Consider the following 23,933-nt stretch of genomic DNA (forward strand, 5'->3'; position numbering starts at 1 on the left):
TCGTGGATCTCAGACCAACCTTCGGCGCCAGCAATCACACCACACAGAGTGACGAACAATACATCATGTAACGGGTAAGTCACTTTGGCAGATTGTCGGCTGTCAGCAATCGAGTTGAAATGTGATGTGAAGGCTTCAAGGTACATGCTCTTATGCTCTCTATAAGAAAAAGAGAGCATAAGATCATAATCGATGCCGTCCGTCAAATTTAGCTCAAAACGGTTAAAATATATTCACGATCTTGCCCTGCCAAAAATATAGCCAACATCAAGAGGGCAATCGCCCTATGGCATTGCAATATCGCCTCGGTGCCAAGTCGATTTTGGATTTCCCAAATAAGTTTGTTGGTCCTGAAAAATGTGGTGAGTGCCACGGTCCACAATATGAAAAGTGGAAACGTTCACGCCATTCAAAAACCTTACGTTTCCCGGGTAGCCATCCTGAAGTCGATAACGATTTAAACAAAACTATGTATGGCACTAAGGATACTTCTATCCTGCCAGACGGCATTACCCCTGATGCAATTTATGCGACTGTGGGAACACCAAGAACCAAATACGGCTTTATCGATAGCTACTTAGTACGCGGTACTTTCCATGTAAAAGACGGTTTACTCAAAGATGGTACTGGCACTATGGTCGCCGGTGGTAACCAATTCTCCCGTGGTTGGGCTGAATGGTTAACCCCTGAAATGGCGAAGAAAATTCAGAAAGTTATTCCTGAATTTCCAACTAAAATGGAAGATTTTGGCGCGAGTGGTTCACACCAATGGGGTATGAGCTCCTATGGTGCTAAATACGAGAAGGAATTCTTATTCCAACCTGCGAGTTCCTATTGCGAAATGTGCCACACCTTTAAGTTTGATTTTAAAACTAAAGATGAGTTTTTTGCAGCCCTTGGTAATCCTAAAGAGCTCCAAAAACATACAGTGTCACTCGGTATTACCTGTGAAGAGTGTCATGGCGCAGGTGGTCATTTAGACGGCGGTATCGGTGGTGGTATGCCTTCTAACTGTGAGCGTTGTCACCAGCGTTTTAACTTCGTAGAAGAACTTGCGCAAACCCCACAGGGTAAAGAAAAACTGGAATATGCCTTTAACGTGAAGATGAAATCTTCGTGCCCATCTTGTGGTACAGAAGGTTCGCAAATGTTTGCCTCATCTCACTACGATAAGGGTATGCGTTGTTCTACCTGTCATGATCCACACGAAGTGACTGATGGTGATTGGAAATCCGGTATTACTAAACCAAAACTCATCAAAGAATGTACCGATTGCCATACGGCACAGGCTGAAATTGCGAGTAATACCAAGACCCACAGTAAACAAACTTGTCAAAGCTGTCACATGCCAAACATGGGTAGTTGTGAAAACTTCACCGCGATCCAGTTCCCTGATATGGCCGGTTTCGACAACGTTCGTAAGTCGCACATGTGGAAAATCGATGTCGATCCATTGCGTAAGACGCTTAACCCACCTGAAGGTAAGTCTCGCGACTCATCCACTAAGGGCTGGACTGTGGCGAAGGACGAAAATGGCCATAACTACCTCGATCTCATGTGGACCTGTGCTCGTACTTCCGCTTCTGATCACGATGTAGTGGATAACAAAGGTTGCCATAGCCAATTCCAATCTAAGTTGGGTGAGGGTCTGCACTTTAAAGATCAACAGCAAATCTACGGCAAAGTTCAGAAGTGGCAAAAACCAGTGAAAGAAACCTATGCCAAAGTAGAAAAAGCCCTTATTAGCATCGATAAGTCGCCCAATATGGCGAAGTTATCGGTAGAAGATAAGACGCAAGTGCTGTTGTTGACCGATAAAGCTCAAGATGTCCTCAAACTGATTAAAGCCGATGGTTCATGGGGTGTTCATGGTGCGCGTTACTCACAAAAACGCTTAGATGCCGCCTTGACCTATGTGACCCAAGCCCAAGCCATTATTGATGGTAATGCGCTGAGTGCGAAGAAAATATAATTTAACTTGAGTCCTAGTTATCCCCGACACCTTTGGGTGTCGGGGAATATGAGAGCCTAATTATGCATAACATGCTTCGTCAAAGTGTAAGCCGAATATTGATGGTGTTGGCCTTAGGCGTGACTGCTATGCCAGTCATCGCCGGTGGTGGCTCAGAAATGTCTGAAGTGCCCTATAACGAAATCCAATTAAATCCCATTTCGATGATGGAAGCGGAAACCTTAGTCGGCAAACAAGGCGTTTATTTTTTCGACGTAAATACACTGGAGATATGGGCAGAAGGTTTTATCCCCGGAGCAGTTTTTTTCAATGTTCAGAATTGGAGAGAGTTACTTCCAAAGAATAAAGATGCAGTCATGGTGTTTTACTGCGCTAACCGCCTTTGCACCAGCAGCAATATGGCGGCGAGAGAAACCATGAAGCTAGGTTACACAGGTGTGCGTCATATGGCCGATGGCATTTATGGCTGGCGTATGTCAGGTCGAGTAACAGAAAAACCTTAGTAACACACAGGACCGATGTTTTATCGGTTTGGTTTGCAGGGCCAAAAGGCGAAACCCACAGGGTTAACATTGTAGAGAACATAAAATGAAAACACGTATGCCAGCTTCTTTTATCCCCAAAAGCATCACAGTGGCGACTTGCGCCGCATTATTTGTTTCGGTAGCCAGTTTTGCTGGCACAAGTTTGAAAACCGATGCAGATAAAACCTCTTACAGCATTGGCGCTTCTATTGGTAATTACATTTCTGGTCAAGTCTACAACCAAGTTGAATTGGGTTCAGAGGTGAATGTCGACTTAGTCGTGCAAGGTTTTGTGGATGCGCTTAAAGATAAACAGCAATTAACCGACGAAGAAGTGCTGACCTACCTGAACCAAAGAGCAGAACAACTCAATGCCGCAAGAACTGTCGTTGCTGAAAAACAAATGGCAGAAACTAAAAAGGCAAGTGCGGCATATCTTGCTGAAAATCAAAAAAAGTCTGGCGTTAAAGTCACCGCCTCTGGTCTTCAATATGAAGTCTTAACCCAAGGTAAAGGTCATAAACCCAATCCAGAAGATGTGGTCACAGTGGAATATGTTGGCACTCTTATCGATGGGACTGAGTTTGAAAATACGGTTGGACGTAAAGAGCCCACTCGGTTTGCATTAATGTCGGTGATCCCCGCTTGGGAAGAGGGATTAAAGTTGATGCCTGTGGGGTCTAAATACCGTTTTGTGGTACCTGCAAGCCTTGCCTATGGCACTGAAGCCGTAGGTATTATCCCTCCAGAGTCAGCACTTATCTTTGAAATTGAACTGAAAAATATTGAGAAACCCAGCGAAATGAAAGAGATGAAAAATAAAAAGATGATGCCTGCACACGGTTAATCTGGCTCCTAAAACGAGTTGTTTGGAGAGTGAAATGGAGACTGGAATGGTGAGCTTAGGACTAGGCATTGGCATCAGTTTACTGTTGTTTGTTGCTTACATTTATTGGCAGCACATGCGTCTAAACCTAGTCATGGGAATCGCACAGTTGCCAAACATGTCGAGCAAAGTGCCCTTTGCGATGGGAATCGTTCTAGTGCTGCTGACCCTTGCTATCTACAGTCAAACAGGCCGTTTTAGGGATTGGGATCAAGGTCGGCTTGATGAAAATATTGATTATTTAGTGGCGGCCGAGATCACCAAAGCCAGTCGTTGGGCTCAGAGTGAGCCGCAAAACACCTTGGCACTTATGTCATTAGCTCAGGCTTACAATGCGGGAGGTTTGTACTCAGATGCGGTGCTGACCTTAGATAAATTACTCGAAATAGGGGGAGATGATGCCGAAGTGTTAGGGGCAAAAGCTAACGCGCTTTATTACCGCGAGCTTCGGCAAATGACACCTGAAACCCAAGGGGTGATTGCCAAAGCATTAGCACTTTCTCCCTTTGAGCCTCAAACCCATATGTTACTCGCGGCAGATGCTTACTTGCATGCTCGTAACCAAGAGGCCATTGACCATTGGCAGCTCCTGCTCAAACACCATGGGGACAGTATCAACCGTGAAGCAATCGATAATGCGATTGCAAAAGCACAAAGCAAAATGAATGAAAGATGAAACCCGTTTCTATCAACCCTCGCCGTAAAGATCTGTCCCTGCAAGGAATCTGGCGAGGCGTTGATATTTTAATAAAAGGATAAATAGGATGAAGAAATACTATGCATTGTTGCTGTTAGTGCCCTTGCTATTTGGCTGTAATAAAAGCGAGGCCACAGACCATGTTCATAAAGCCGAGATGATCCACGAGCATGACCGTTGCCATTTATGCGGCATGGTGATCACTAAATATCCCGGACCTAAAGGGCAAGTGCACCTCAAGGCTGAGAAAACGGTACCTAAGTTTTGTTCGGCTCGCGATATGTTTAACTTTGCATTACAGCCTGAAAATAAAAGACAAATTGATTACATGATGGTGCATGACGCGGGCACGACCGATTGGGATCAGCCAGACGATGGCGCCTTTATTGATGCTCAAAGTGCCTTCTATGTTTACGGTACGACCAAGAAAGCTGTGATGGGACCTGCCGTTGCCCCTTTTAGCACTAAAGCCGCCGCCGAAGCCTTTGCTAAGGAATACGGTGGCCGAGTGCTGAGATTTGATGACATCACCCTAGAACTGCTCGCGGGTGATAAATAAGGTTGTGATGATGAAGCTGCGTCTCGTCCTTATCTGGCTGCTGTGCTTTGCCTCTTTCGGTACTTGGGCTGCACTCATTCGGGTAACAGATACAGATTCACTCACCCTTGCCCTTAACAAAGCTCAAGCCCGTGACACCTTAGTGCTAGCCACTGGGGTGTATGAAGGCTCCTTTAAGGTGACGCAATCCATTTCGCTAAAGGGGGAAATAGGCGCGACATTAGATGCACTGCGCCAAGGCAGTGCGTTGGTCATTGAGGCACCTCAGGTGAGTATTGAGGGGCTAAATATCCGCCACTGGGGACGGGATCTGTATTACCGTGATGCCGCCATTTTACTCAAAAAAGGGGCGGATCATGTGCAGATTAAGGGAAACCGCTTGGTGGGTGATGGTTTTGGTATTTATGGCGAACAGCTAAACTCGCCCACCATCACGAACAATAGTATTAGTGGTAACGGCGCCATTCATGTGCTTGATCGGGGTGATGGCATTTATCTTAAGCATGTTAATTCGCCACAAATTGACCGAAATCAGCTGATTTTTGTCCGTGATGGTGTGTATTTAGAGTCCGTTACCCACAGCCGCATTTATGAAAATCAATTCACTGAGCTGCAATATGGCATTCACTACATGTATACCCAAGCCGACGAAGCGTGGCAAAACCAAGCGATTGCTGTCGATGGCGGTTATGCCCTAATGAATTCAACCAATATTTACCTGCACCACAACCGTGTGACTCAGGCGCGGGACTTTGGCATTTTACTCAACATTACTGAGGCATCCCATGTGCAAGCCAATGTTGCGAGTCAAATCCATAACCCTAAGGGCACTGTGGAGCTTGGCAATGAAGGGAAAGGTATTTTTATTTACGCCGCTCAACATAACCGTATTCAAGATAACGAGTTTAGCCACAGCGATACCGGGATCAGTATGGCCATGGGCGGAGAGGAAAATCGCCTTTGGCATAATCGTATTATGGCCAATCAAACCCAAGTTAAATATGTCGGAGAAACTCAACTTGAATGGAGTTATCAGGGGCAGGGGAATTACTGGTCGGAATATCAAGGTTGGGATCTGAATGGCGATGGATTCGGGGATATTGTCCATAGGCCGAATGACAGTTTAGATAAACTGTTTTGGCTTTATCCTGAAGCCAAACTGTTGATGGAAAGCCCCGTTGTGTTGTTACTGCGTTGGGTGGAACGCCAATTTAAGCCCCAAGTGACGAGCGGTATAAGTGATAGTTTTCCCCTAATGCAAAGTGGCGCGCATGTACTGATTGATGGAGGTTCGCGATGAATCATCAAACTTTGACCTGCTCAGCGAATAAGCCTGTAGTGAATGCTGATGTGGTTGTTAAAGCGACAAATATCAGTAAATGCTATGGCAAGTTTAAGGCACTGGATGATGTGAGTTTTGAGGTGTTAGCGGGTCAAGTGATCGCACTCCTTGGGCATAATGGTGCGGGTAAATCTACGTTACTCAAGCTTATTTTGGGATTACTTACCCCCACAAGTGGCCTGCTCCAAGTTCAAGGTCATAGTGTGAGCTCCCAACAAGTGCGGCAGAGTTTGTCTTTAGGCTATTTACCTGAAAATGTGAGTTTTTATGACAATATGACCGCCAATGAGCTGCTGCGATATTTCGCTAAGCTTAAGGGCGTTGCCTTGCCTAAAGTGCATGAATTACTTGCTGAATTTGGTTTAGAGGCCGCTAAAGATAAGCGTTTGAGTACTTTTTCTAAGGGGATGCGGCAACGTCTTGGGCTCGCGCAGGCGATATTGGCTGAGCCTAAGGTACTGTTACTCGATGAACCGACAGTTGGCTTAGATCCCTTGGCATCGGCTTTCCTGTATCAAAAAATCGCTCAGCTCAGGGCGCAGGGCTGCGCCATTATTATCAGTACCCATGAGTTGGGATTAGTACAAGATCAGATGGATCGTGCTTTGATCTTAGGTAGAGGACGAATGTTGGCTTCGGGAAGCTTAACCTCCCTGAGGGCGGCGACTCAGTTGCCAAATCATATCTTGTTGCATTTTCTATCTAATACTCAAAGGCAAGCATTGCTAGCGGATCCTATTTTAGCGGCATGTGTTAAGGCAAACGCGGGGCAGGGACTCACGCTCGCTGTGTCACAGGAGCAAAAGTCAGCCGTGTTAAATCACTTATTACAAAAAGTGCCCGTGGGGGATTTTTCTATTGAACCTCCTAGTTTGCAGAGTGTGTTTCATCATTACATGGAAAGTCTTTGCCCCCTTCAGTCGCCAATAATGCCCACAAAGACTATTAACATAACAGATATAAATCAGGCGATTAATTTGGAATCAGTCCTATGAACCGTTCCGAGGTTTTGCACCATCGTTTAAGTGCTCTGAGCATAGTGAGCACCATAGCCGCCAAAGAGTTTAAGGATAATTTACGTAATCGTTGGTTATGGATGATGGCGGGAATCTTGTTGCTGCTATCTCTGTGTGTGAGTTTTATGGGCAGCGCTGTGTCCGGCAACTTAGTGGTATTTGAGCCTGCCCAGATCCTTTCTGGGTTAGTCACTTTATCGGTATTTATGCTCCCTTTAGGTGCGATTTTATTGAGTTATGACAGCTTTGTTGGTGAAAAAGAATCCGGCACTCTGTTGTTACTGCTGACCTATCCATTAGCACGTTGGCATCTGGTGTGCGGCAAGTTTTTAGGCCATGCCTGCGTGATGACCATTGCCTGCATTTTGGGCTTTGGTTTAACAGGATTGATACTCATATCACTGGGCGATACTCAGGCCCAGTTATCCATAGTTATCGGGTTTATCCATTTGATTATGAGCAGTATTTTGCTGTCATTAGTGTTCGTGCTCTTGGGTTATTGGGTTAGCTTGTGTGTGCGAGAAAAAGCCAAGGCACTGGGGATATTACTCATTTTATGGTTTGTGTTTGTGCTGGTTTATGATCTTATTTTACTCAGTGCTGTGGTTGGAATGAGTGAGATGTTTAATCGTACAGTATTCAATCTACTGATTTTGTTGAATCCTACTGATCTGTTCCGTGCTTTAAATTTACTCGTGACTCCCTCGGATACACTCGCGGCTAAAAGTAGTCTCACTCTGCTTGCTCAAACTGGGCTTGGCTTACCCTTAATGTATGGTTTGCTGGGTGGCTGGATTGGTGCATTACTTTTGTGTTGTTCTTGGATCTTTAAATACCAAGAAATCTAGTTTAGCGACCTCTGTATTAGTCTAACTTTGTACTTATTAAACAATGACTAAACTGAGTATAGAGTCACACTCTTATATGTTGTTAAAAGGTAAAATAAACCATCTTGACTTGGTGATTGCATATCATCGTTTTCTTGGAAAGAAACAATGTCACATGATGATTGCATGTTGTTAGTGTAATCAAACTTTATCAGTATTGGCTGATCTTTCAGGCGTTTAACATGCATAAAATCACATCTTATTTAATGTTAGATGAACAGGCTAAGGAATTAGTCGATCATGTGAATGGGGCAACCATCAGCCTGACTTTTTCCGAAACGGCCTTATTAGTGCTGCTGTTATCATCCACGAATGCCATTTTTACTAAGGAAGAATTGCTGCAGGTCGGCTGGCCTGAAAGGGTGGTTGCTCCTACCTCTTTAACGCAATGCATCAGTACCTTACGTAAAAAGCTCGAACCCTATACCGAAGTGCAGCTTAAAACCGTGGCACGCCGCGGGTATCAATTGCATATCTCTGAACAATCCCATGTAAAGATGCTGGCGATCAATGATGCGAATGCAATTCGTGATGCCTTAGTGGGGGTGTCGGTTTGGACTAAAGTTGCTGGTATTGCCCTTTTGTGCGCTATCTTGGCAATCGTTTGGTATGTGAGCGACCACCATGCGGTGGTTAAACAGGTGGCTAAGTGGCATGCCGATAAATATATCAGCCTCAATATTGGTGGCACGCTGGGGACGGCGCGAACCTTCTATATTGGTGATGAGGATCGTTTACATCCTTCATGGTGGCAAAAACATTTAGCGCCAGAGGGAAATCACATCAATAACCTTAATTACTTCAGTGCATTTACCTCAACAGATGGCAAAAATTATTCGATGGCGATTTGCCCTGAGCTGGACGCCGATGCCTGCAGTGGTCACGGCATCATCAATATCACGGCGATAGATGCAAAACCCGCAGGATTAAATATGGCGGAGTTTATTCCGCTGAGCCAAATAATGGAGCAGCGCATTCGCTATAACCGTATTGTCCTCCCTGCGGATGATAAAGGAATGGGTGAGTTACTTGAGCATAATTACCATGCGGATATTTATTTTCCCGTCGCGGGCGAACTCTTAGTTCGTAACGATCTCAGTATGTCTCTGGTCTATGAAGGGCAAAATAAGGGTAAGTTTTATTCGACCTCCTGTATTACAGATCAAGATTGTTTAACGACGCCGATTAAATACACTATCCGCGGTGAGTTTGAGCAGTACCAGACCACAATTGATGACCTTAAAGTCGATGTTTTTCACGTTAAAGTGTTACAAAAAGAACTGACAAAACCGGATGAAGTCAGCCATTCTGCTATGCAGTTCTACCGTGAAATTCGTAAGCATGATATCCGTGATGAAGATTTATTTTATTATCGTGTTTATCAAAATGAGCACACGGCAGTATGGATCATTCCTCAGATGGGACAAGTACTTGCGTGGACTCAGTACACTCAGATCAAATTATAAAGTAGTCGTTAGCCAAACTTGATTAAGCCGACATAGCGTCGGCTTTTTTGTGCCTGCAGTTGAGCGCGGTCGTGATGATGCTAAGCTGCGTGTTTAAGCGTCTGGCTCAAATTGTTTGCATTAACTTTCTATCATAAAAATTGGCTTTGTTTTACTTCTTCATTCAGTGCCAGTTACACTGCCAAACTTAGCAATCACACTATAAATACAATAATAAAAAAGAGAGGAGTCATTCATGTCGGACCGTCTTATTCCCGTGCTGTTACTGTCAACTTCAGTACTGGCTGGGCTCACTGCTTGCAGTGATAACACCACAGAAAACACCGTAAAAACCAGCGAAAACGCACCAAAAAGTCAAGACATTGCGGCTCAAATGCCGATTGGCATTAATGTCGCGGCTATGACGCCAACGGTAAAACCAGGGGATGATTTTTATACCTACGCCAATGGCGAATGGATGAAAACGACGATGATCCCCGCCGATCGCTCCAGCACTGGCGCTTTCCTCGTTGCCTTTGAAGCAACCGAAAAGCATAAAACCAGTTTGATTGCCGATCTGGTGAAAGCGCAACATGCGGCGGGAAGCGACGAAGCGCGTATCGCCGATTTCTACAAGGCTTACACAGATACCGCTGCTATTGATGCCGCAGGAATGAAGCCTGCCGAGGCGGATATTGCCCGTTATGAGGCCATTGCGAGCAAGCAGGATTTATCTGCGGCGTTAGGCGGAAATCTGCGCGCCGATGTCGACCCTCTCAACGCGACTGACTTTTATAGCGAAAACCTATTTGGGATCTTCGTCACCCAAGGTTTAGCCACGCCGGGCGAAGTCTTACCTTACTTTTTACAGGGTGGTTTAGGCTTACCAGAGCGCGAATATTACCTGTCTGCCGATCCTAAAATGGTCGACATTCGCACCGCTTACCGCGCTTACATTGAAACCTTGCTTAAAGATGCGGGTGTGAGCGAGGCCGCTGTCCGTGCCGATCGTATTTTTGCCCTTGAAAACAAGATTGCCGTAGCCCACGCCAGCCGTGAAGCAAGCGAAGATTTTACTCAGTCTTCGGGTGTATGGAGCCGTGCTGACTTTGATGCCAAAGCTCCGGGCATCGATTGGACTGCCTTTCTAGCGGCGGCGCAACTGGGCAATCAGCCTAAATTTGCGGCCTACCATGCAACGGCGATTACGGGACTTTCTGCGCTTGTGGCCTCTGAGCCTTTAGAAGCATGGAAAGATTGGCTCGTGTTCCACCATATCAACAGCCATGCTGATGTGTTGCCATCGGCTATCGACAACGCTTCGTTTGCCTTTAATGGCACTAAGCTTTCTGGCACGCCAGAGCAGCGCAGCCGCGATAAACGTGCCTTAGCAGCACTCGACCAATATTTAGGTGATGCCGTAGGCCATGCCTATGCCGAGCAATATTTCCCCGCTTCGGCCAAAGCAGAAGTCAGCACTATGGTGGATAACATAGTGGCCGCCTTCGGTCAGCGAGTGGAAAAACTCGATTGGATGGACCCTTCAACCAAGAAAGAAGCCCTAGCAAAAGTGGCCACTATGGCAGTGGGCGTGGGTTATCCCGACAAATGGCGCAATTACGACAGCTATGCAGTGACTGCGACCAATGCCTACGCCAATGCCATCAATGGCGAAAAAGTGGAGTACAGCCACCAGTTAGCCAAGATTGGCAAACCAATGGATAAAGGCGAGTGGTGGATGACGCCGCAAGTGGTGAATGCGGTGAATTTGCCCGTGCAGAATGCGCTTAACTTCCCTGCGGGTATTTTGCAACCGCCATTCTTCGATGCTAAGGCCGATGCCGCTTACAACTATGGCGCGATTGGCGCTGTGATTGGTCATGAAATCAGCCATAGTTTTGATAACAATGGCGCGGCATTCGACTCGACTGGCGCTATGCGTAACTGGTGGACGCCCGCTGACTTTGCTCAATTTGATAAGCAAGGAGATGCGTTAGCGCAGCAGTTTGATGTTTATGCGCCTTTCCCTGATTTACACGTCAATGGCAAGTTGACCTTAGGTGAAAACATTGCCGACGTAGCAGGTTTAGCCGCCGCTTATGATGCTTACCATGCCTCGCTTAAAGACAAAGATGCCCCAGTGATTGGAGGCTTTACGGGTGATCAACGCTTCTTTATCGGCTTTGCGCAAACCTGGGCCACTAAGATGCGTGACGAAGCCCTGCGTGCTCGGGTGGTAACCGATGGACATGCCCCCGGCATGTACCGCGCGCTGACCGTGCGTAACTTAGATGCTTGGTATACTGCATTCGATGTTAAGCCTGGCGATAAGCTGTATTTAGCCCCTGAAGATCGCGTTAAGATCTGGTAAGTTTACTGCGTTGATTTGAAAGGAAGGGGAACACTAACGTTCCCCTTTTTATTAACGATTTTGCAGTCGGTTGTAATCCAGCCACCCACTTTCTATCGGGTGATTGTCGAAAAAGATCTGATTGAGTTTGTCACTAAAGGCCCAAAACTTCGGATCGGTACGGCGTACACCCACCATATCTAACAGTGCTTCATAGTCTTTTTCAGTTTGCATTTTCTCTACTGTCGCCACGACGTTAGGCAAGTCCTGTTCTTTCACTTGCCAAAATGCCTCAGGATAACTGCCCAATAAGCCATGCACTAAAGTGACGTCATCTTTAGCGGGTTCGCGGTTACTCGCCTCATTAAACAGGCTCGAAATATTCCGATGAGCGCTATTGCGAACTAAGGTAAATATCTCAGCTTTACCCGCTTTTTCAGGTTCCACCATGATCATGGTTAGTTCAGGTAACAGGGTCGCTTGTGTGCCTTTTAATCGATCTAATGTGTGTAAAAGTGCTTTGCTATGTATTTGCAAGCTACTGTTTTCTATGTGATATCGATTGGGTTGAACTTTAGCAACCTTCTGTCCGAGTTTTTGATACAGTTCGCCCTTTAGATCGTCACTAAAGTAGAGTACGCCCGTAGGCTGATGAAAGGTGTTGATATCCCCTGCGATAAAGGCCGTGAGCTGAGTACCTGCCCCTTGATACCAATCACTCAACTGCTTGCGTCTTTCCTCCTGCGGCAACAGGGTCAGGAAATTCGATTCCCCCTCCATACGTAAAAAATCCATGTATAAGCGAGTTAATAGCTGGTGGCCGTAGTTACCATAAACATCGAAACCCGCGACCAATAAATAGTGGATACGCTCCAGCAAGGCATAATCGATAATCCAAGCCGTTTTTGGGGGCTCGCCGACTAAGCCTTTGACCACTGTGGCATTGTCGAAGTGGCGTAGCACTGTCAGGCTGGCATTATCATTGGTGTCGTCGCCATCCCAGAGTCCGTCTATGGTAAGGTGCTGGCCGTTTTTGAATTTCTCGTTCAAGAATTGATTACGCGCCCGCATATATTTGCCTTGTTTGGCGGCATATTTCACCCAAGTTACTGCTAATGCAGTGCTTTCTTCCTCTGCAGGCATACGTAGGTTTTCAAGTTGGGAATGGTAAAAGGCGCTAAAGTCAGTGTCGTCCATATAATCTGGAGTCACAAAGTACACCCAGAATCTATCGTTAATGACATTGAGCGCCACCTGACCACGGCACACTGGGCCTTTGATAAAGCCCATAATGGTATCTTGGGCGCGGGTCAGCATAAATCGATAGCGCGCACTGGCAGGAATTTGAATAAAGGCTTCAAAGGGATTGGCCGCAACGCTCGGCTTGTAGCTCGGCAGTTGAGTGACTGAGTAATCCGCATCGATAAACCATTGTTGCCAGTTATCCAGCAAGCCAGTATTCAAAGCGTAGGGGATATGGGTTTTATCGACTATGGTTGCCCGATAAGGCCGAAAGCGGTAATAGACTCGCTCCACCTTAGGATCATCGAAGGGACGACGGGAGGCGATAATATCCAGCGCTTGCCCCGGCGGCGTCCGAGAACGCACTAACTCGAAGAATAAAGGCTGGGTGTTCGGCTGATTCAAAGACTCAAAATATAAATGGAAGGCAAACAAATGCTCGTAGATGTAGCGTGCACTTAATTGGCTTTTTAAACTGTCGCCGTTTAAAAACTTCTCCCAGAGGGTTATTTCTGCAATAAATTCAGGTGTAAGCGCTTGTGCAAACGGCAGTGGCGCACCTTGCTCGAGCCAGTGCATCAACACTTGATGTTCATTCGCATTCAGTGCTGGCAAGCCATAAGGCATACCTGCAAGGGGCTGGCTTTGCTCGTATTTGTCCATTTCCTCTAGGCTGGCGCATTGCTGTACCCTATCTAGGCTGAAATCAAAACGCTTATCTAAAATCTTGTCTTCGGGCAGGGGATGCATTTGCTTAAGCGTGAGCATTCTGGCTAATACCGAGGCTTGGGTATTGGCTTCTGGGGTTTGATCGCGCTCGTTTAGCATGGGGTAAAACCCGCGTTGACGCCAAGCTTCAGGGGTAAAGGCATCGACAAATAAGCGATTAGGTGTGGCAGCGACTAAGCGTGTGCCTTGGTAGACCTTTTCCTTACTCGCCCCGCGTTCTATACCTTCGCTCGAGGTCATTTTTAACTGACAGGGGGCATCGTAACAGGCATGACATACCACGCAGCGGCTATTAAGAATAGGCTCGACTTCTTTGTGCACAAACTCGGCCTGTTGAATAAATTGGTCGTTCAGCTGTGCATTTTCGACGCGTTTTTGCGGTGAGCTAGTGCCAAACAGGCTATTGAAATCGATTTGCGCTACGCTGGCACAACCCGTCGCCAACAGCACTGCGACCAACAACAACCTCTTCCATCCCCCTTTTATCGCGCCCATTCACCGCTCCTTCATTTGCCGCATGCTATTTAGCAGAGTTAGGCTTTTTAGCCTACTGATAAGTATCACTTTAGCAGAAGAGTGTGTTGGATTTGAAATTTGCAGCCAGATGTTGTTCAAGGAGTTTACTTAAGTTGCCCTACAGACTTTTGGTCGCTGCTCGAAACTTGGGTAAGATAGCGGCTATGAAAGCGTACCTGTGATGGCTGTATTAATTGCTCCAGTATTGTTGTGGCAATAACAAAAGGATGAAGTATGACTGCTGATAACCGCTATTTTTACGAACCGAGCAAAGGCCATGGCCTTGCACACGATCCTTTAAATGCGATTGTGGGGCCTCGACCGATCGGCTGGATTTCATCACGGAATGTCGAGGGGCAGCGCAATCTCGCCCCTTACAGCTTTTTCAATTGTTTCAACTACAAACCGCCCATCATCGGCTTTGCCAGCACAGGTTGGAAAGACAGTGTCGCCAATATTGTCGAAACAGGCGAATTTGTGTGGAACCTCACCACGCGCGGCTTAGCCGAGCAGATGAATCAAACCTCCGCCATGCTGCCACGCGGTCAAGATGAGTTTAGTTTTGCCGGACTCACGGCTAAAGCTGGCATCATTGTTAAGGCCGATTTAGTGGCTGAAAGCCCAGTAAACTTCGAATGCAAATTGTCCCAATGCATCCAGTTAACAGCCGCTAATGGCGACAAGATCGATACTTGGTTAGTGTTAGGTGAAGTGGTGGCCGTGCATATTGCTAAGCATTTACTCAATGCCGAGGGGATTTATCAAACTGCCCTCGCCGAACCCGTATTACGTGCCGGCGGCCCATCGGCTTATTATGGGATCTCAGAAGATCTGCGTTTCGATCTACATAGACCACAAGTGTAGGGGGCTGCTCATTCGCCGCAGGGCTGTGGGTTTTTAAACTTCGTTTGAGTTTTTGACTTATGAGTTTTGGTATCTCATGGCAGAGCAATCTAAAGCTTTTTTTAAAATCAAAGTCAAAGTCGTGGGGCTTCACCCCACACCCGACCAAGGAGGACTGCTCGTCCTATCCTCCTTGGATTCTCCATGACGCCCCTAGCGAAGTTACATGCATTGATTAGTGGCTTCGTGCTTATTCGAAAATCGCTAACGCTTCCGATGGGGCGTCCCTTCCCCCCGAAAGCTACGCAGACGTCCTGTCTGCGTCACGCGATTTTCTTCAACGCCCTTCAGCAACTTCGCAGGGGAAGGTGTATCACTGTTGTTTTAGTGTTGTCTGCTGGCCGTTGATAGCTGAAAGAGTTGTTCGTTCCGTATTTTTAGATTAAGTATTGATTATAATAATTTTATTAACTATGATTCATGCGCTTTACGTAGAGTCGTAAAGGTTTCTAATAGTATGTAAATACATTCAGCTTCGTTCATGAACAAAGCTAAATGTATCAACGTAACGGGTAGAGTATTCATATATTCTTCACCTCTTATCATATTATATAGTAAGTCTAATATAAGCGGTGCGAACCTTTGAATAGGTCAGATAATTGGTTAGGCCAGTTGGTTAAGCCGAAGAGGATGATACAGAAAGGCCGCTTTTCTATTTCTCTTCGGTTTTACTAGAGGTTTGTAATAATGTTTATCCCTACGGATTCAGACCTTCCTTCTTGGTTTAAAAAAAGAAGTTATTTACATTTCGACTCAAAAGTATCATTGGATAAAACAAAAGAAATAGTATTAAATCCAAAGGCTGTAAGCAGTCATGCGTTTTATCCTTTCATAAAATATTCTGTAATTTCAGAAAAAGTATCGAAAGATCAAAAGACAAATAAAATAAGTATAAAGAAAAAAATTAGAGATGTGGCATATTCTTCTCATATGGATAGTCATATATATTCATATTATTCAGAAATGTTAACTGATATTTATGAAAAAAGACTTCAAGAAAAAAACTTACATAAAGCAGTGTTGGCATTTAGAAAACTAGATGGGAAAAGTAATATCCACTTTGCGCACGATGCATTCATGTATATAAAAAGCAAAAGAGAGTGTTCTGCTATAGCATTAGATTTTTCTAAATTTTTTAACACGTTGGATCATAAAATATTACAGAGAGAGTGGTCAAACATATTAAAGTTGGAAAAATTACCTGATGACCATTATAAAGTTTTTCGCTCTCTGACAAAATACTCAGAAGTAAATCGGGATAAGTTGTTTGAAATATTTGATATTCGCCATATAATCCCAAATTAGATGGTAAAGGTAATTCTAAAATTAAACAAAGACATCGTATTTGTAGTTGTATTGATTTTAGAGAAAAAGTTAGAAAAGCAGGGTTAATTGAATCAAATAAAAGTAATAATGGTATACCACAAGGTTCACCAATCAGTGCGTTATTGTCAAATATATATATGCTTACTTTTGACGAAAAAATGAATGAATATGCTAATTCTATTAATGGTAGATATTTTCGCTATTGTGATGATATGCTTTTTATTGTGCCAGTAATAGAAAGGGATAAGGTTCAAGAATATGTTAAAAATGAGATTGGTTTATTAAAAGTTGAAATTAATGAAAGCAAAACTGAAATTAGAGATTTTAAGGTTATTTTAGATAAGGTTGTTAGTTTTGAAAATGATAAGTTAAAACCTTTACAGTATCTTGGTTTTTTATTTGATGGTACATCTGCTTACCTGCGTTCAGCATCTCTTTCAAGATATTCTGAAAAAATGAAAGGTGGAATTAAACTGGCAAAAATGACAATGGAAAAAGAAAATAAAATCAGATTGTCAAAAGGTGAACCTGCACAAACTAAGTTGTATAAAAGGAAGCTTCATTGTTTATATTCTCACCGTGGCCAACGAAATTTTTTATCTTATGGTTATCGAGCCGCTAATATAATATTATGAACTCTAAATCAATAAAAAGACAATTAAAACCTTTATGGAAAAGATTTCAAATGGTTATTGAAAAGTAGCTAAGATCTTTATGTTAATTCTAAATTGATAAATATAACTATTTTTTATGTTCAAGAAAGAGTTCAGAGGTTAAAGGTTACACCCTTCTCCTGCGAAGTTGCCGCGGGGCGTTGGAATAAATTGCGTGAGTCCGGTCATGGACGACCGGCTAGCTTTCGGGGTACAGGATGTACCATCGGAAGCTATAGCCATTTATCCATAAGACCAAGGCTAGTATCTAATGCATGTAACTTCGCTAGGGGCGGCAAGGACTCTTGTTAACGAAGAGGCAAGAGGGGATTGCTGTTGATCCCCTCTTGGTCGGGTGTGGGTTGAAGACCCACGACTTTAATCTTTTGCTTAAGCAACAAATAACCTTTGGATAAGCAAATTTACTTAGTGGATGTATCCACAAAAAGTGAAATACGGCGTAACGTAATAAACCTCAGTAAAAAACTGGGGTTTATTATTCGCCGCTCAACTGGCAAAGGTTAGCCAGCCAAGCTAACAAATTATCGCGTTATTTGATCAATGCGATCGCATCATTGTAGTGTGCCGTCCATTACACCAATCACTCTCGATAGATGGTGAAATCGTCTCAATCATTATGATTTATTGGTTACATATTTGTTGAGTTATTGACTAATGACATTCTCATTGATAATTTACCCTACTTAAAAAATCATTGGTAATAATAGGTTACCTAAGTAGTACTTTGTGATGAGCTTAACTCGCTTAATACAATGTGCAGTTATGGATAGACAATAATTTAATGGATTAAACGCAATGAAAAAAATTATCTTATGTACCCTTGTTTTAAGTCTTGCTGCTTGTAAGAGTACAGATGTAAGAAACATCGCCGATTCTGTGTCTGATATCGCAGGCATCGCTAGCACTGGTACTTCAGGCGGCACTTCCGGTAGTAGTTCCATCCCCACTTACGAACATCAGACTCAGCAATACTCGAATAATTCCGAATCATTCAATATTACTAAGAATACTAAGATGTCTCCGGAACGCGGTGCGATCCGCTCTATTACTCAGGAGAAAAATCCTAAGGGTATGACTATGGTCAGGGTTTTGGCATACCATCAAGACAGTGGCGCGGCGATGGAAAGTACTAATTACCTGTATGCGGTAGACAGTAATGGTTGGTTAAGTGATAAGCCAATGACGATGCACCGCCCAGAAACCATGATTATCAATAGCGGCGCCTATTACTTGAAGGCCGAGGATAATAGCAGCAGCAAATTTTATACCTCAGGCATGATAACCTTAGCTAGAGGCGTCACCAATGTGGTGTCGATTGAGCTTCAATAGGTAATTTTATCCTAAAAGGATAATGATTGACGTCATCATGACGATGTCGCAAGTGTCATTGTCCTATTGAAAGTAAAAACAAAACCCCAGTAAAAACTGGGGTTTATTATTTAAGCCTATGCTGGCAAAGGTTAGCTAGCCAAGCTAACAAATTATCGCGTTATTTGATAAACGCGAACGCATCACCGTAGAGATGTGCTTCTTCTACACCAATCTCACGGAAGATTTCCCGTGCTGCACCCACCATGTCGAAACGGCCGGCGATATAGATGTCGTAGCCATTTAAGCTGACAAAATCTTGTTTGATTTGCGCTAACAGATTGGCGGTTTTGCCTTGCCAATTTGCGGGAGCTTCTTCGATGACTGGCACGAAGTGTAACCAAGGGTGAGCGTTGTGCCACTCGCGGGCGATGGTTTCAAAATACATGGCATCTTGGGTGCGACAACCCCAATACAGCATAGTTTCAACCTGTTGGCCGAGGGCGATTTGGTGCTCGATGATACTTTTAATGTAAGAGAAACCTGTGCCGCCGGCGATTAACAGGCGAGGGCGAATGCTTTCGTGACGCAGGTGGGCTTCGCCGCCTGGGGCTTCGATGTCGATAGTGCTGCCATCAAGGGCGCAGGCTTTCAGGCGCTCGACCACTTGCATTGGGTAGCTTTCACTCACAGCGGCGCCAATGTGTAATTCAATCAGCTCGGCGTTTGGCGCTGATGCGATAGAGAAGGGGCGTTTATCTTTTTCACCCATGACAACACATAAGTATTGCCCCGCTTGGAAATCGAAGGCGGTTTCAGGCCTTAACAATACTTGATATACGGCATCGTTAAATGGGTTAACTTTCTCTATCTTACAACGTATGGTTTTCATCAAACTTCCTTTGCACCTTTCTTCAACAGTATGTGTCTAGGTGTCGCTTTAGAGGCCTGTTATTGGCCTATTCTCTTGGCTTAAGCCGATACTTGAGTAATGGCTTAAGCTGAATTATAGGGTTGGGCTGTCGTCTATGCCTAACTCATCCCAGATTGAGTCGATCTTTTGTTTTACTTTTGGATCCATCACGATTGGCGTGCCCCATTCGCGGTTAGTTTCACCTTCCCACTTATTGGTGGCATCGAGTCCCATTTTTGAGCCTAAGCCCGCAACGGGTGAAGCAAAATCGAGGTAGTCGATCGGGGTGTTTTCGATCATCACAGTATCGCGTTTAGGGTCCATGCGGGTGGTGATCGCCCAGATCACATCCTGCCAGTCACGGCAGTTCACATCTTCATCCACTATGACAATAAACTTAGTGTACATAAATTGGCGCAGGAAAGACCAAGCGCCCATCATCACTCGTTTGGCATGTCCCGGATATTGTTTGCGAATGGAGATCACTGCCATGCGGTACGAACAGCCCTCAGGTGGCAGATAAAAATCAACGATCTCAGGATATTGCTTACGCAAAATCGGCACAAACACTTCGTTTAATGCAACCCCCAGCATGGCGGGCTCATCCGGTGGACGGCCAGTGTAAGTGCTGTGGTAGATAGCATCTTTACGGTGAGTGATGTGGGTAACGGTAAATACTGGGAACTTATCGGTTTCGTTGTAGTAACCCGTGTGATCGCCGTAGGGGCCTTCTTCCGCCAGTTCCTCAGGATCGATATAGCCTTCGAGGATGATTTCACTGGTGGCGGGCACTTCTAAGTCACAGCTTAATGCCTTACAGACTTCGGTACGTTCACCGCGCAGTAAACCGGCAAAAGCGTATTCGCTCATGGAATCGGGGACTGGGGTGACGGCGCCTAAAATGGTCACAGGATCGGCGCCGAGTGCGACCACAACCGGATAGCGCTCACCGGGGAATTGTTGTTTAAAATCAGCAAAATCTAACGCGCCACCACGGTGGGATAACCAGCGCATGATCAGCTTGTTTTTACCCAGTAATTGTTGGCGATAAATGCCTAAATTCTGACGACTCTTGCGCGGGCCTTTGGTGATGGTTAAGCCCCATGTCACCAGTGGTGCGACATCGCCCGGCCAGCAATGCTGAATAGGTAATTGGGTCAAATCGACTTCATCGCCGGTTTTGATCACTTGTTGACAAGGGGGATTGCGCACTGTCTTTGGCGGCATATTCAAGGCTTGCTTGAACATAGGGATCTTAGCGATCGCGTCTTTAAAGCCCCGTGGTGGTTCGGGTTCTTTTAAAAAGGCTAACAGTTCGCCCACTTCGCGCAGGGCTAAGGGATCGTCTTTACCGAGCGCCATGGCCACACGTTTTGGCGTACCGAACAGGTTTACCAACACGGGCATGTGATGATCTTTGGGATTTTCAAATAATAGCGCAGGGCCTTGAGCGCGTAATACGCGATCGGCGATCTCTGTCATTTCTAAATGAGGATCAACTGGGTAGCTAATGCGTTTGAGTTCGCCATTGGCTTCCAGATGATCAATAAAGCTGCGTAAATCCTTAAAACTCATGTGGAAATAGCCTCTGCAATGAAAATCCGTGTGGCGCGCACTATAGCATTTTTCTGTTTTAGGGTTAACCAATTCAGTGATCTTCAAGCTTAGGAAGCGTAAAATGGTTACCAGTAAGTCGCGATAGATCTCGCTTACGCCCTTTATTTCGAGGTTTATATGAATATTCCTGTATGGTTTGCTCAAGAAAAGTGTGTTCAAACTCAATCACATGGCGCGCATAAGCGGTCGCTAAAGTGCTTGGTTTTATCGCTTGCCGTGGGGATCTCACTTTTGGGGGCGCTCAGTGTGCCGACTGTGGCGGTGGCCGGAAATAGAGGCTATTCGGATCAAGACGAACGTCACGGTCATCGTGATAGCCACAGTCGTGGCGATAGTCATTACAACAATCGTCATGACAATTATTACGACAACCGCCATGTGCGTAAAGATAATCGCCATTATCGTCCCTATTATCGACCTTATTACCCTTGGGGTTTAGGACTGGGTTTAGGGCTCGCTACGGGGTGGGGATCGGGTTGGAATGTCGGTTATGGTGTGAACACCCATTGGAACAATGATTGGGGTTGGAATACGTCGCGTGACGCCTACGCTCGAAATTACTGGAACTCGCCCTATTCGGGCATAGGTTTGTCGATTCCTATGGCCTACGACGATGAACCTGTGGCCATTTCTGCACCTGTACGGGTAACAACCAGTATGCAGTATTCTGCGAGTGAAGGCCGTATGGTGTCGAGTATGCCTGTAAATATGGCCGGACAATCGACTGGGCAACTGGTGTCGCAAACTAGTAACGGCACAGGCAAAACAGCTGCGACTCCGCGCCCACGCGCACCGCACAGTGTGTCTAGCTTGCCGAGCAATGCTAGGGTTGTGCAGCAGGATGGTCGTACACTTTACGAGTGGCAAGGCACGCTTTACGCCTACGACTGGAACAGTCAAACCTATCAAGAACAGTTAGTCAGATAGATTTACATTACGTAAATGACTGAGAAATTGGAGCCCCTTAGTGGGCTCCAATTTATTTATCATCTTTTATTATCTTTTTATTAGTTATTTATCAGCTAGTTGTCGTTTTATAGCATAGCGGAGAAGAGGTTTGAATACTGTTAGAAATCAGGCTGCCCAAAATCAGCATAAGGGCGCCAGTACATTATGGGTGTTACTTGCTTTAGCACTCGGAACATTCGCTTTAGGCACCACAGAATTTGCTTCCATGACCTTAGTGCCTTATATCGCGAGCGATTTAGGGGTAGAGGTTGCCCATGTGAGTTATGCCATTAGTGCCTATGCGTTGGGGGTTGTGGTCGGTTCGCCGATTATCATGGTGCTGGCCGTTAGGGTCAGACGGCGAACACTCTTGATTGCCTTAGCCGGGTTAATGGCGGTGGCCAATGGCTTAAGTGCGTTAGCGCCATCATTGAATTGGTTAATCTTTTTTCGTTTTCTCAGCGGCTTGCCCCACGGCGCTTATTTCGGCGTGGCTATGTTGCTCGCCGCCTCTTTAGTGCCGCCAGAAATGAAGGCCCGCGCCGTATCGCGGGTGATTATTGGTCTTACGCTGGCGACGATTATCGGTGTGCCGTTTGCGACTTGGATGGGGCAAACTGTGGGCTGGCGCTCGGGCATTGGCATAGTGGCGATTTTAGCGACCATTACCGCGATAATGGTGTATTTTTTAGCACCTAATCAAGCCGTGCCCGCTGATGCGAGTCCCAAAAAAGAGCTACAAACCCTTAAAAATCGTGAAGTCTGGCTGACGCTAGGCATCGCGGCCATTGGCTTTGGCGGTATCTTCTGCGTGTATACCTATCTGGCTGAAACCTTAATCCAAGTGACGCAAGTCGAGCCGTTTAAGATCCCAATCATGATGGCGGTATTTGGTATTGGCGCAACACTTGGGACCTTAGTGTGTGGTTGGGCGGCGGATAAGTCGGCCTTAGCGGCGGCGTTTTGGTCGTTAGTGTTAAGCACTGTGGTGTTGGCGATTTACCCGAGTTTGACCGGACATTACTGGGCGCTGATGCCCGTGGTATTTTTTGTCGGTTGTGGGTTAGGGCTTGCCACTATTGTGCAAGCCAGATTGATGGATGTGGCACCTGATGGACAGGCCATGACAGGCGCTTTAGTGCAATGCGCCTTTAATCTTGCCAATGCAATTGGGCCTTGGGTAGGCAGTTTAGTGATACTGTCTGGACAAGGCATTGCCGCGACAGGTTATGCGGCGTCTTTGTTGTCATTGGGAGGACTGCTGATGTGGTGGTTGACCCACAGAGAAAGCCGTCGCGTCGTTACTCTAAACACAGCGAACTGCGCCGACTAGCGAGTGCTAAGGAAGAGACGCAGTGGTCATATTCTGCGTCTCGAATCCGCACATTTAGCCCCTTTGTATGGTGATATCGGCGATATAACCATGCTCTGTGGCAACTAAGGCTTGTTTGAGCATGCCTGCCGCTTCATCGGCGGACATAAAGCTTGAGGTATCTAAAGCCTTACCGCTACTGGGCCAAAAGCCTGTGTCCATGCCGCCGGGATACACGGCAATCAACTTCATTGGGCTTTGTTTAAGCTCTAATCGCACCGACTCGATAAATCCCCGTACCGCCCATTTTGCCGCGCAGTAAGTGGATTCTCCCGCCTTGGCGGCCAGTGCTGCGGTGGACATGACCACAACCACAGTGACCGCTTGATCTTTATAGCGTTTCACTAATTCCCGCACTAACAAAATCGTCGAGGTGACATTGTTATTGAGCAGGCTTTGGATATCGCTGGCGGTTTGGGTTTCAATCGCTCCAAAGTAGCCGCTGCCCGCGCAGTGGATCACGGTTTTAGGGGCTTGCGTTAGGCCATCGAACAGGGCTTCGAGACTCGATTCACTGGCGAGATCGGCGGTAATAGCAGCGATAGTTTTGTTGGAGAAAGGCGTTAATGCATTGGCGACGGTTTGCAGGCGCTCGGCATGGCGACCTGTGAGTGTCAGTGCTTCATTCTCTTTGGCGTAGAGCGATGCGAGCGCCGCGCCTAAACCACTGCTGGCGCCGGTAATTAATATCATAGTGACCTCGGTTA

General features: G+C 45.8%; 20 protein-coding genes and 1 pseudogene. 16 read left to right on the forward strand and 5 right to left on the reverse strand.

The features are described 5' to 3' along the window. Positions 1-146 (reverse strand): transposase family protein (locus L5M29_RS21060; protein WP_263167883.1); only part of this gene is annotated, 146 nt, incomplete at its 3' end. A gap of 128 nt (positions 147-274) precedes the next feature. Here L5M29_RS21060 and sirA point away from each other — a divergent pair. The 10 genes and pseudogenes from sirA to L5M29_RS21110 all read left to right on the forward strand — a co-directional run. Further along, a pseudogene (gene sirA / locus L5M29_RS21065) lies at positions 275-1,972 on the forward strand (dissimilatory sulfite reductase SirA); the annotation flags it as partial. 62 nt (positions 1,973-2,034) lie between these two features. Continuing rightward, positions 2,035-2,475 carry a rhodanese-like domain-containing protein gene (locus L5M29_RS21070; protein WP_028761786.1) on the forward strand — a complete coding sequence of 147 codons (441 nt, stop codon included), beginning with the start codon at positions 2,035-2,037 and terminating at the stop codon, positions 2,473-2,475. 85 nt (positions 2,476-2,560) lie between these two features. After that, positions 2,561-3,343: an FKBP-type peptidyl-prolyl cis-trans isomerase gene (locus L5M29_RS21075; RefSeq protein WP_212599598.1), complete on the forward strand. Its 783-nt coding sequence runs from the start codon at positions 2,561-2,563 to the stop codon at positions 3,341-3,343. Between the two features lie 34 nt (positions 3,344-3,377). Beyond that, the gene (locus L5M29_RS21080; protein ID WP_249195574.1) at positions 3,378-4,058 is read left to right on the forward strand and encodes a tetratricopeptide repeat protein; all 681 of its coding nucleotides are present in this window, start codon (positions 3,378-3,380) and stop codon (positions 4,056-4,058) included. An 88-nt stretch (positions 4,059-4,146) separates the two neighbouring features. After that, complete coding sequence (locus L5M29_RS21085; protein WP_219251001.1) at positions 4,147-4,638, forward strand: nitrous oxide reductase accessory protein NosL; 492 nt, start codon at positions 4,147-4,149, stop codon at positions 4,636-4,638. Between the two features lie 10 nt (positions 4,639-4,648). Beyond that, positions 4,649-5,938 (forward strand): nitrous oxide reductase family maturation protein NosD, encoded by a 1,290-nt coding sequence (nosD, locus tag L5M29_RS21090; RefSeq protein ID WP_263169894.1) that lies wholly within the window; start codon positions 4,649-4,651, stop codon positions 5,936-5,938. Next, the gene (locus tag L5M29_RS21095; RefSeq protein ID WP_263169896.1) at positions 5,935-6,975 is read left to right on the forward strand and encodes an ATP-binding cassette domain-containing protein; all 1,041 of its coding nucleotides are present in this window, start codon (positions 5,935-5,937) and stop codon (positions 6,973-6,975) included. The genes nosD and L5M29_RS21095 overlap by 4 nt, the downstream gene beginning before the upstream one ends. Then, positions 6,972-7,844, forward strand: coding sequence for an ABC transporter permease (locus L5M29_RS21100; protein ID WP_263169899.1), 873 nt, complete (start codon positions 6,972-6,974; stop codon positions 7,842-7,844). The genes L5M29_RS21095 and L5M29_RS21100 overlap by 4 nt, the downstream gene beginning before the upstream one ends. 221 nt (positions 7,845-8,065) lie before the next feature. Next, on the forward strand, positions 8,066-9,349 hold the full coding sequence (locus tag L5M29_RS21105) for a transcriptional regulator (protein ID WP_212599603.1): 1,284 nt from the start codon (positions 8,066-8,068) through the stop codon (positions 9,347-9,349). A 235-nt stretch (positions 9,350-9,584) separates the two neighbouring features. Beyond that, entirely contained in the window at positions 9,585-11,699 is a 2,115-nt protein-coding gene (locus tag L5M29_RS21110; RefSeq protein ID WP_263169902.1) for a M13 family metallopeptidase, read from the forward strand. A 51-nt stretch (positions 11,700-11,750) separates the two neighbouring features. Here the strand turns inward: L5M29_RS21110 and L5M29_RS21115 are convergent, their stop codons facing one another. Further along, on the reverse strand, positions 11,751-14,144 hold the full coding sequence (locus tag L5M29_RS21115) for a fatty acid cis/trans isomerase (protein WP_263169905.1): 2,394 nt from the start codon (positions 14,142-14,144) through the stop codon (positions 11,751-11,753). Between the two features lie 255 nt (positions 14,145-14,399). Here L5M29_RS21115 and L5M29_RS21120 point away from each other — a divergent pair, with 255 nt between their 5' ends. The 4 genes from L5M29_RS21120 to L5M29_RS21135 all read left to right on the forward strand — a co-directional run bounded on the left by L5M29_RS21120 (position 14,400) and on the right by L5M29_RS21135 (position 18,397). Continuing rightward, a complete protein-coding gene (locus tag L5M29_RS21120; protein WP_263169908.1) occupies positions 14,400-15,029 on the forward strand; it encodes a flavin reductase family protein in 630 nt (209 codons plus the stop codon). Between the two features lie 726 nt (positions 15,030-15,755). Next, entirely contained in the window at positions 15,756-16,373 is a 618-nt protein-coding gene (locus L5M29_RS21125) for a hypothetical protein (protein WP_263169911.1), read from the forward strand. Positions 16,374-16,459: 86 nt separating this feature from the next. Further along, entirely contained in the window at positions 16,460-17,029 is a 570-nt protein-coding gene (locus tag L5M29_RS21130) for a reverse transcriptase domain-containing protein (protein WP_263169951.1), read from the forward strand. Between the two features lie 834 nt (positions 17,030-17,863). Then, a complete protein-coding gene (locus tag L5M29_RS21135) occupies positions 17,864-18,397 on the forward strand; it encodes a hypothetical protein (RefSeq protein ID WP_263169913.1) in 534 nt (177 codons plus the stop codon). Between the two features lie 160 nt (positions 18,398-18,557). Here L5M29_RS21135 and fre read toward each other — a convergent pair whose 3' ends face one another. Both fre and ubiD read right to left on the reverse strand, forming a co-directional pair. Next, positions 18,558-19,268, reverse strand: a complete 711-nt coding sequence (gene fre / locus L5M29_RS21140; protein ID WP_263169915.1) for an NAD(P)H-flavin reductase — start codon at positions 19,266-19,268, stop codon at positions 18,558-18,560. A 114-nt stretch (positions 19,269-19,382) separates the two neighbouring features. Continuing rightward, entirely contained in the window at positions 19,383-20,864 is a 1,482-nt protein-coding gene (gene ubiD, locus L5M29_RS21145; RefSeq protein WP_263169917.1) for a 4-hydroxy-3-polyprenylbenzoate decarboxylase, read from the reverse strand. A 159-nt stretch (positions 20,865-21,023) separates the two neighbouring features. On the opposite strand from ubiD, the gene L5M29_RS21150 reads away from it, so the two are divergent. Together L5M29_RS21150 and L5M29_RS21155 are read left to right on the forward strand one after the other, a co-directional pair. After that, the gene (locus L5M29_RS21150) at positions 21,024-21,833 is read left to right on the forward strand and encodes a hypothetical protein (protein ID WP_263169918.1); all 810 of its coding nucleotides are present in this window, start codon (positions 21,024-21,026) and stop codon (positions 21,831-21,833) included. Positions 21,834-21,963: 130 nt separating this feature from the next. Beyond that, complete coding sequence (locus L5M29_RS21155) at positions 21,964-23,187, forward strand: MFS transporter (RefSeq protein ID WP_105250336.1); 1,224 nt, start codon at positions 21,964-21,966, stop codon at positions 23,185-23,187. Positions 23,188-23,241: 54 nt separating this feature from the next. Here L5M29_RS21155 and L5M29_RS21160 read toward each other — a convergent pair whose 3' ends face one another. After that, on the reverse strand, positions 23,242-23,919 hold the full coding sequence (locus L5M29_RS21160) for an SDR family NAD(P)-dependent oxidoreductase (protein ID WP_113939203.1): 678 nt from the start codon (positions 23,917-23,919) through the stop codon (positions 23,242-23,244). Positions 23,920-23,933: the final 14 nt, after the last annotated feature.

It is taken from the genome of Shewanella sp. SM95 (assembly GCF_025653595.1).
In the GTDB taxonomy this organism is placed as follows: Bacteria; Pseudomonadota; Gammaproteobacteria; order Enterobacterales; family Shewanellaceae; genus Shewanella; species Shewanella oncorhynchi.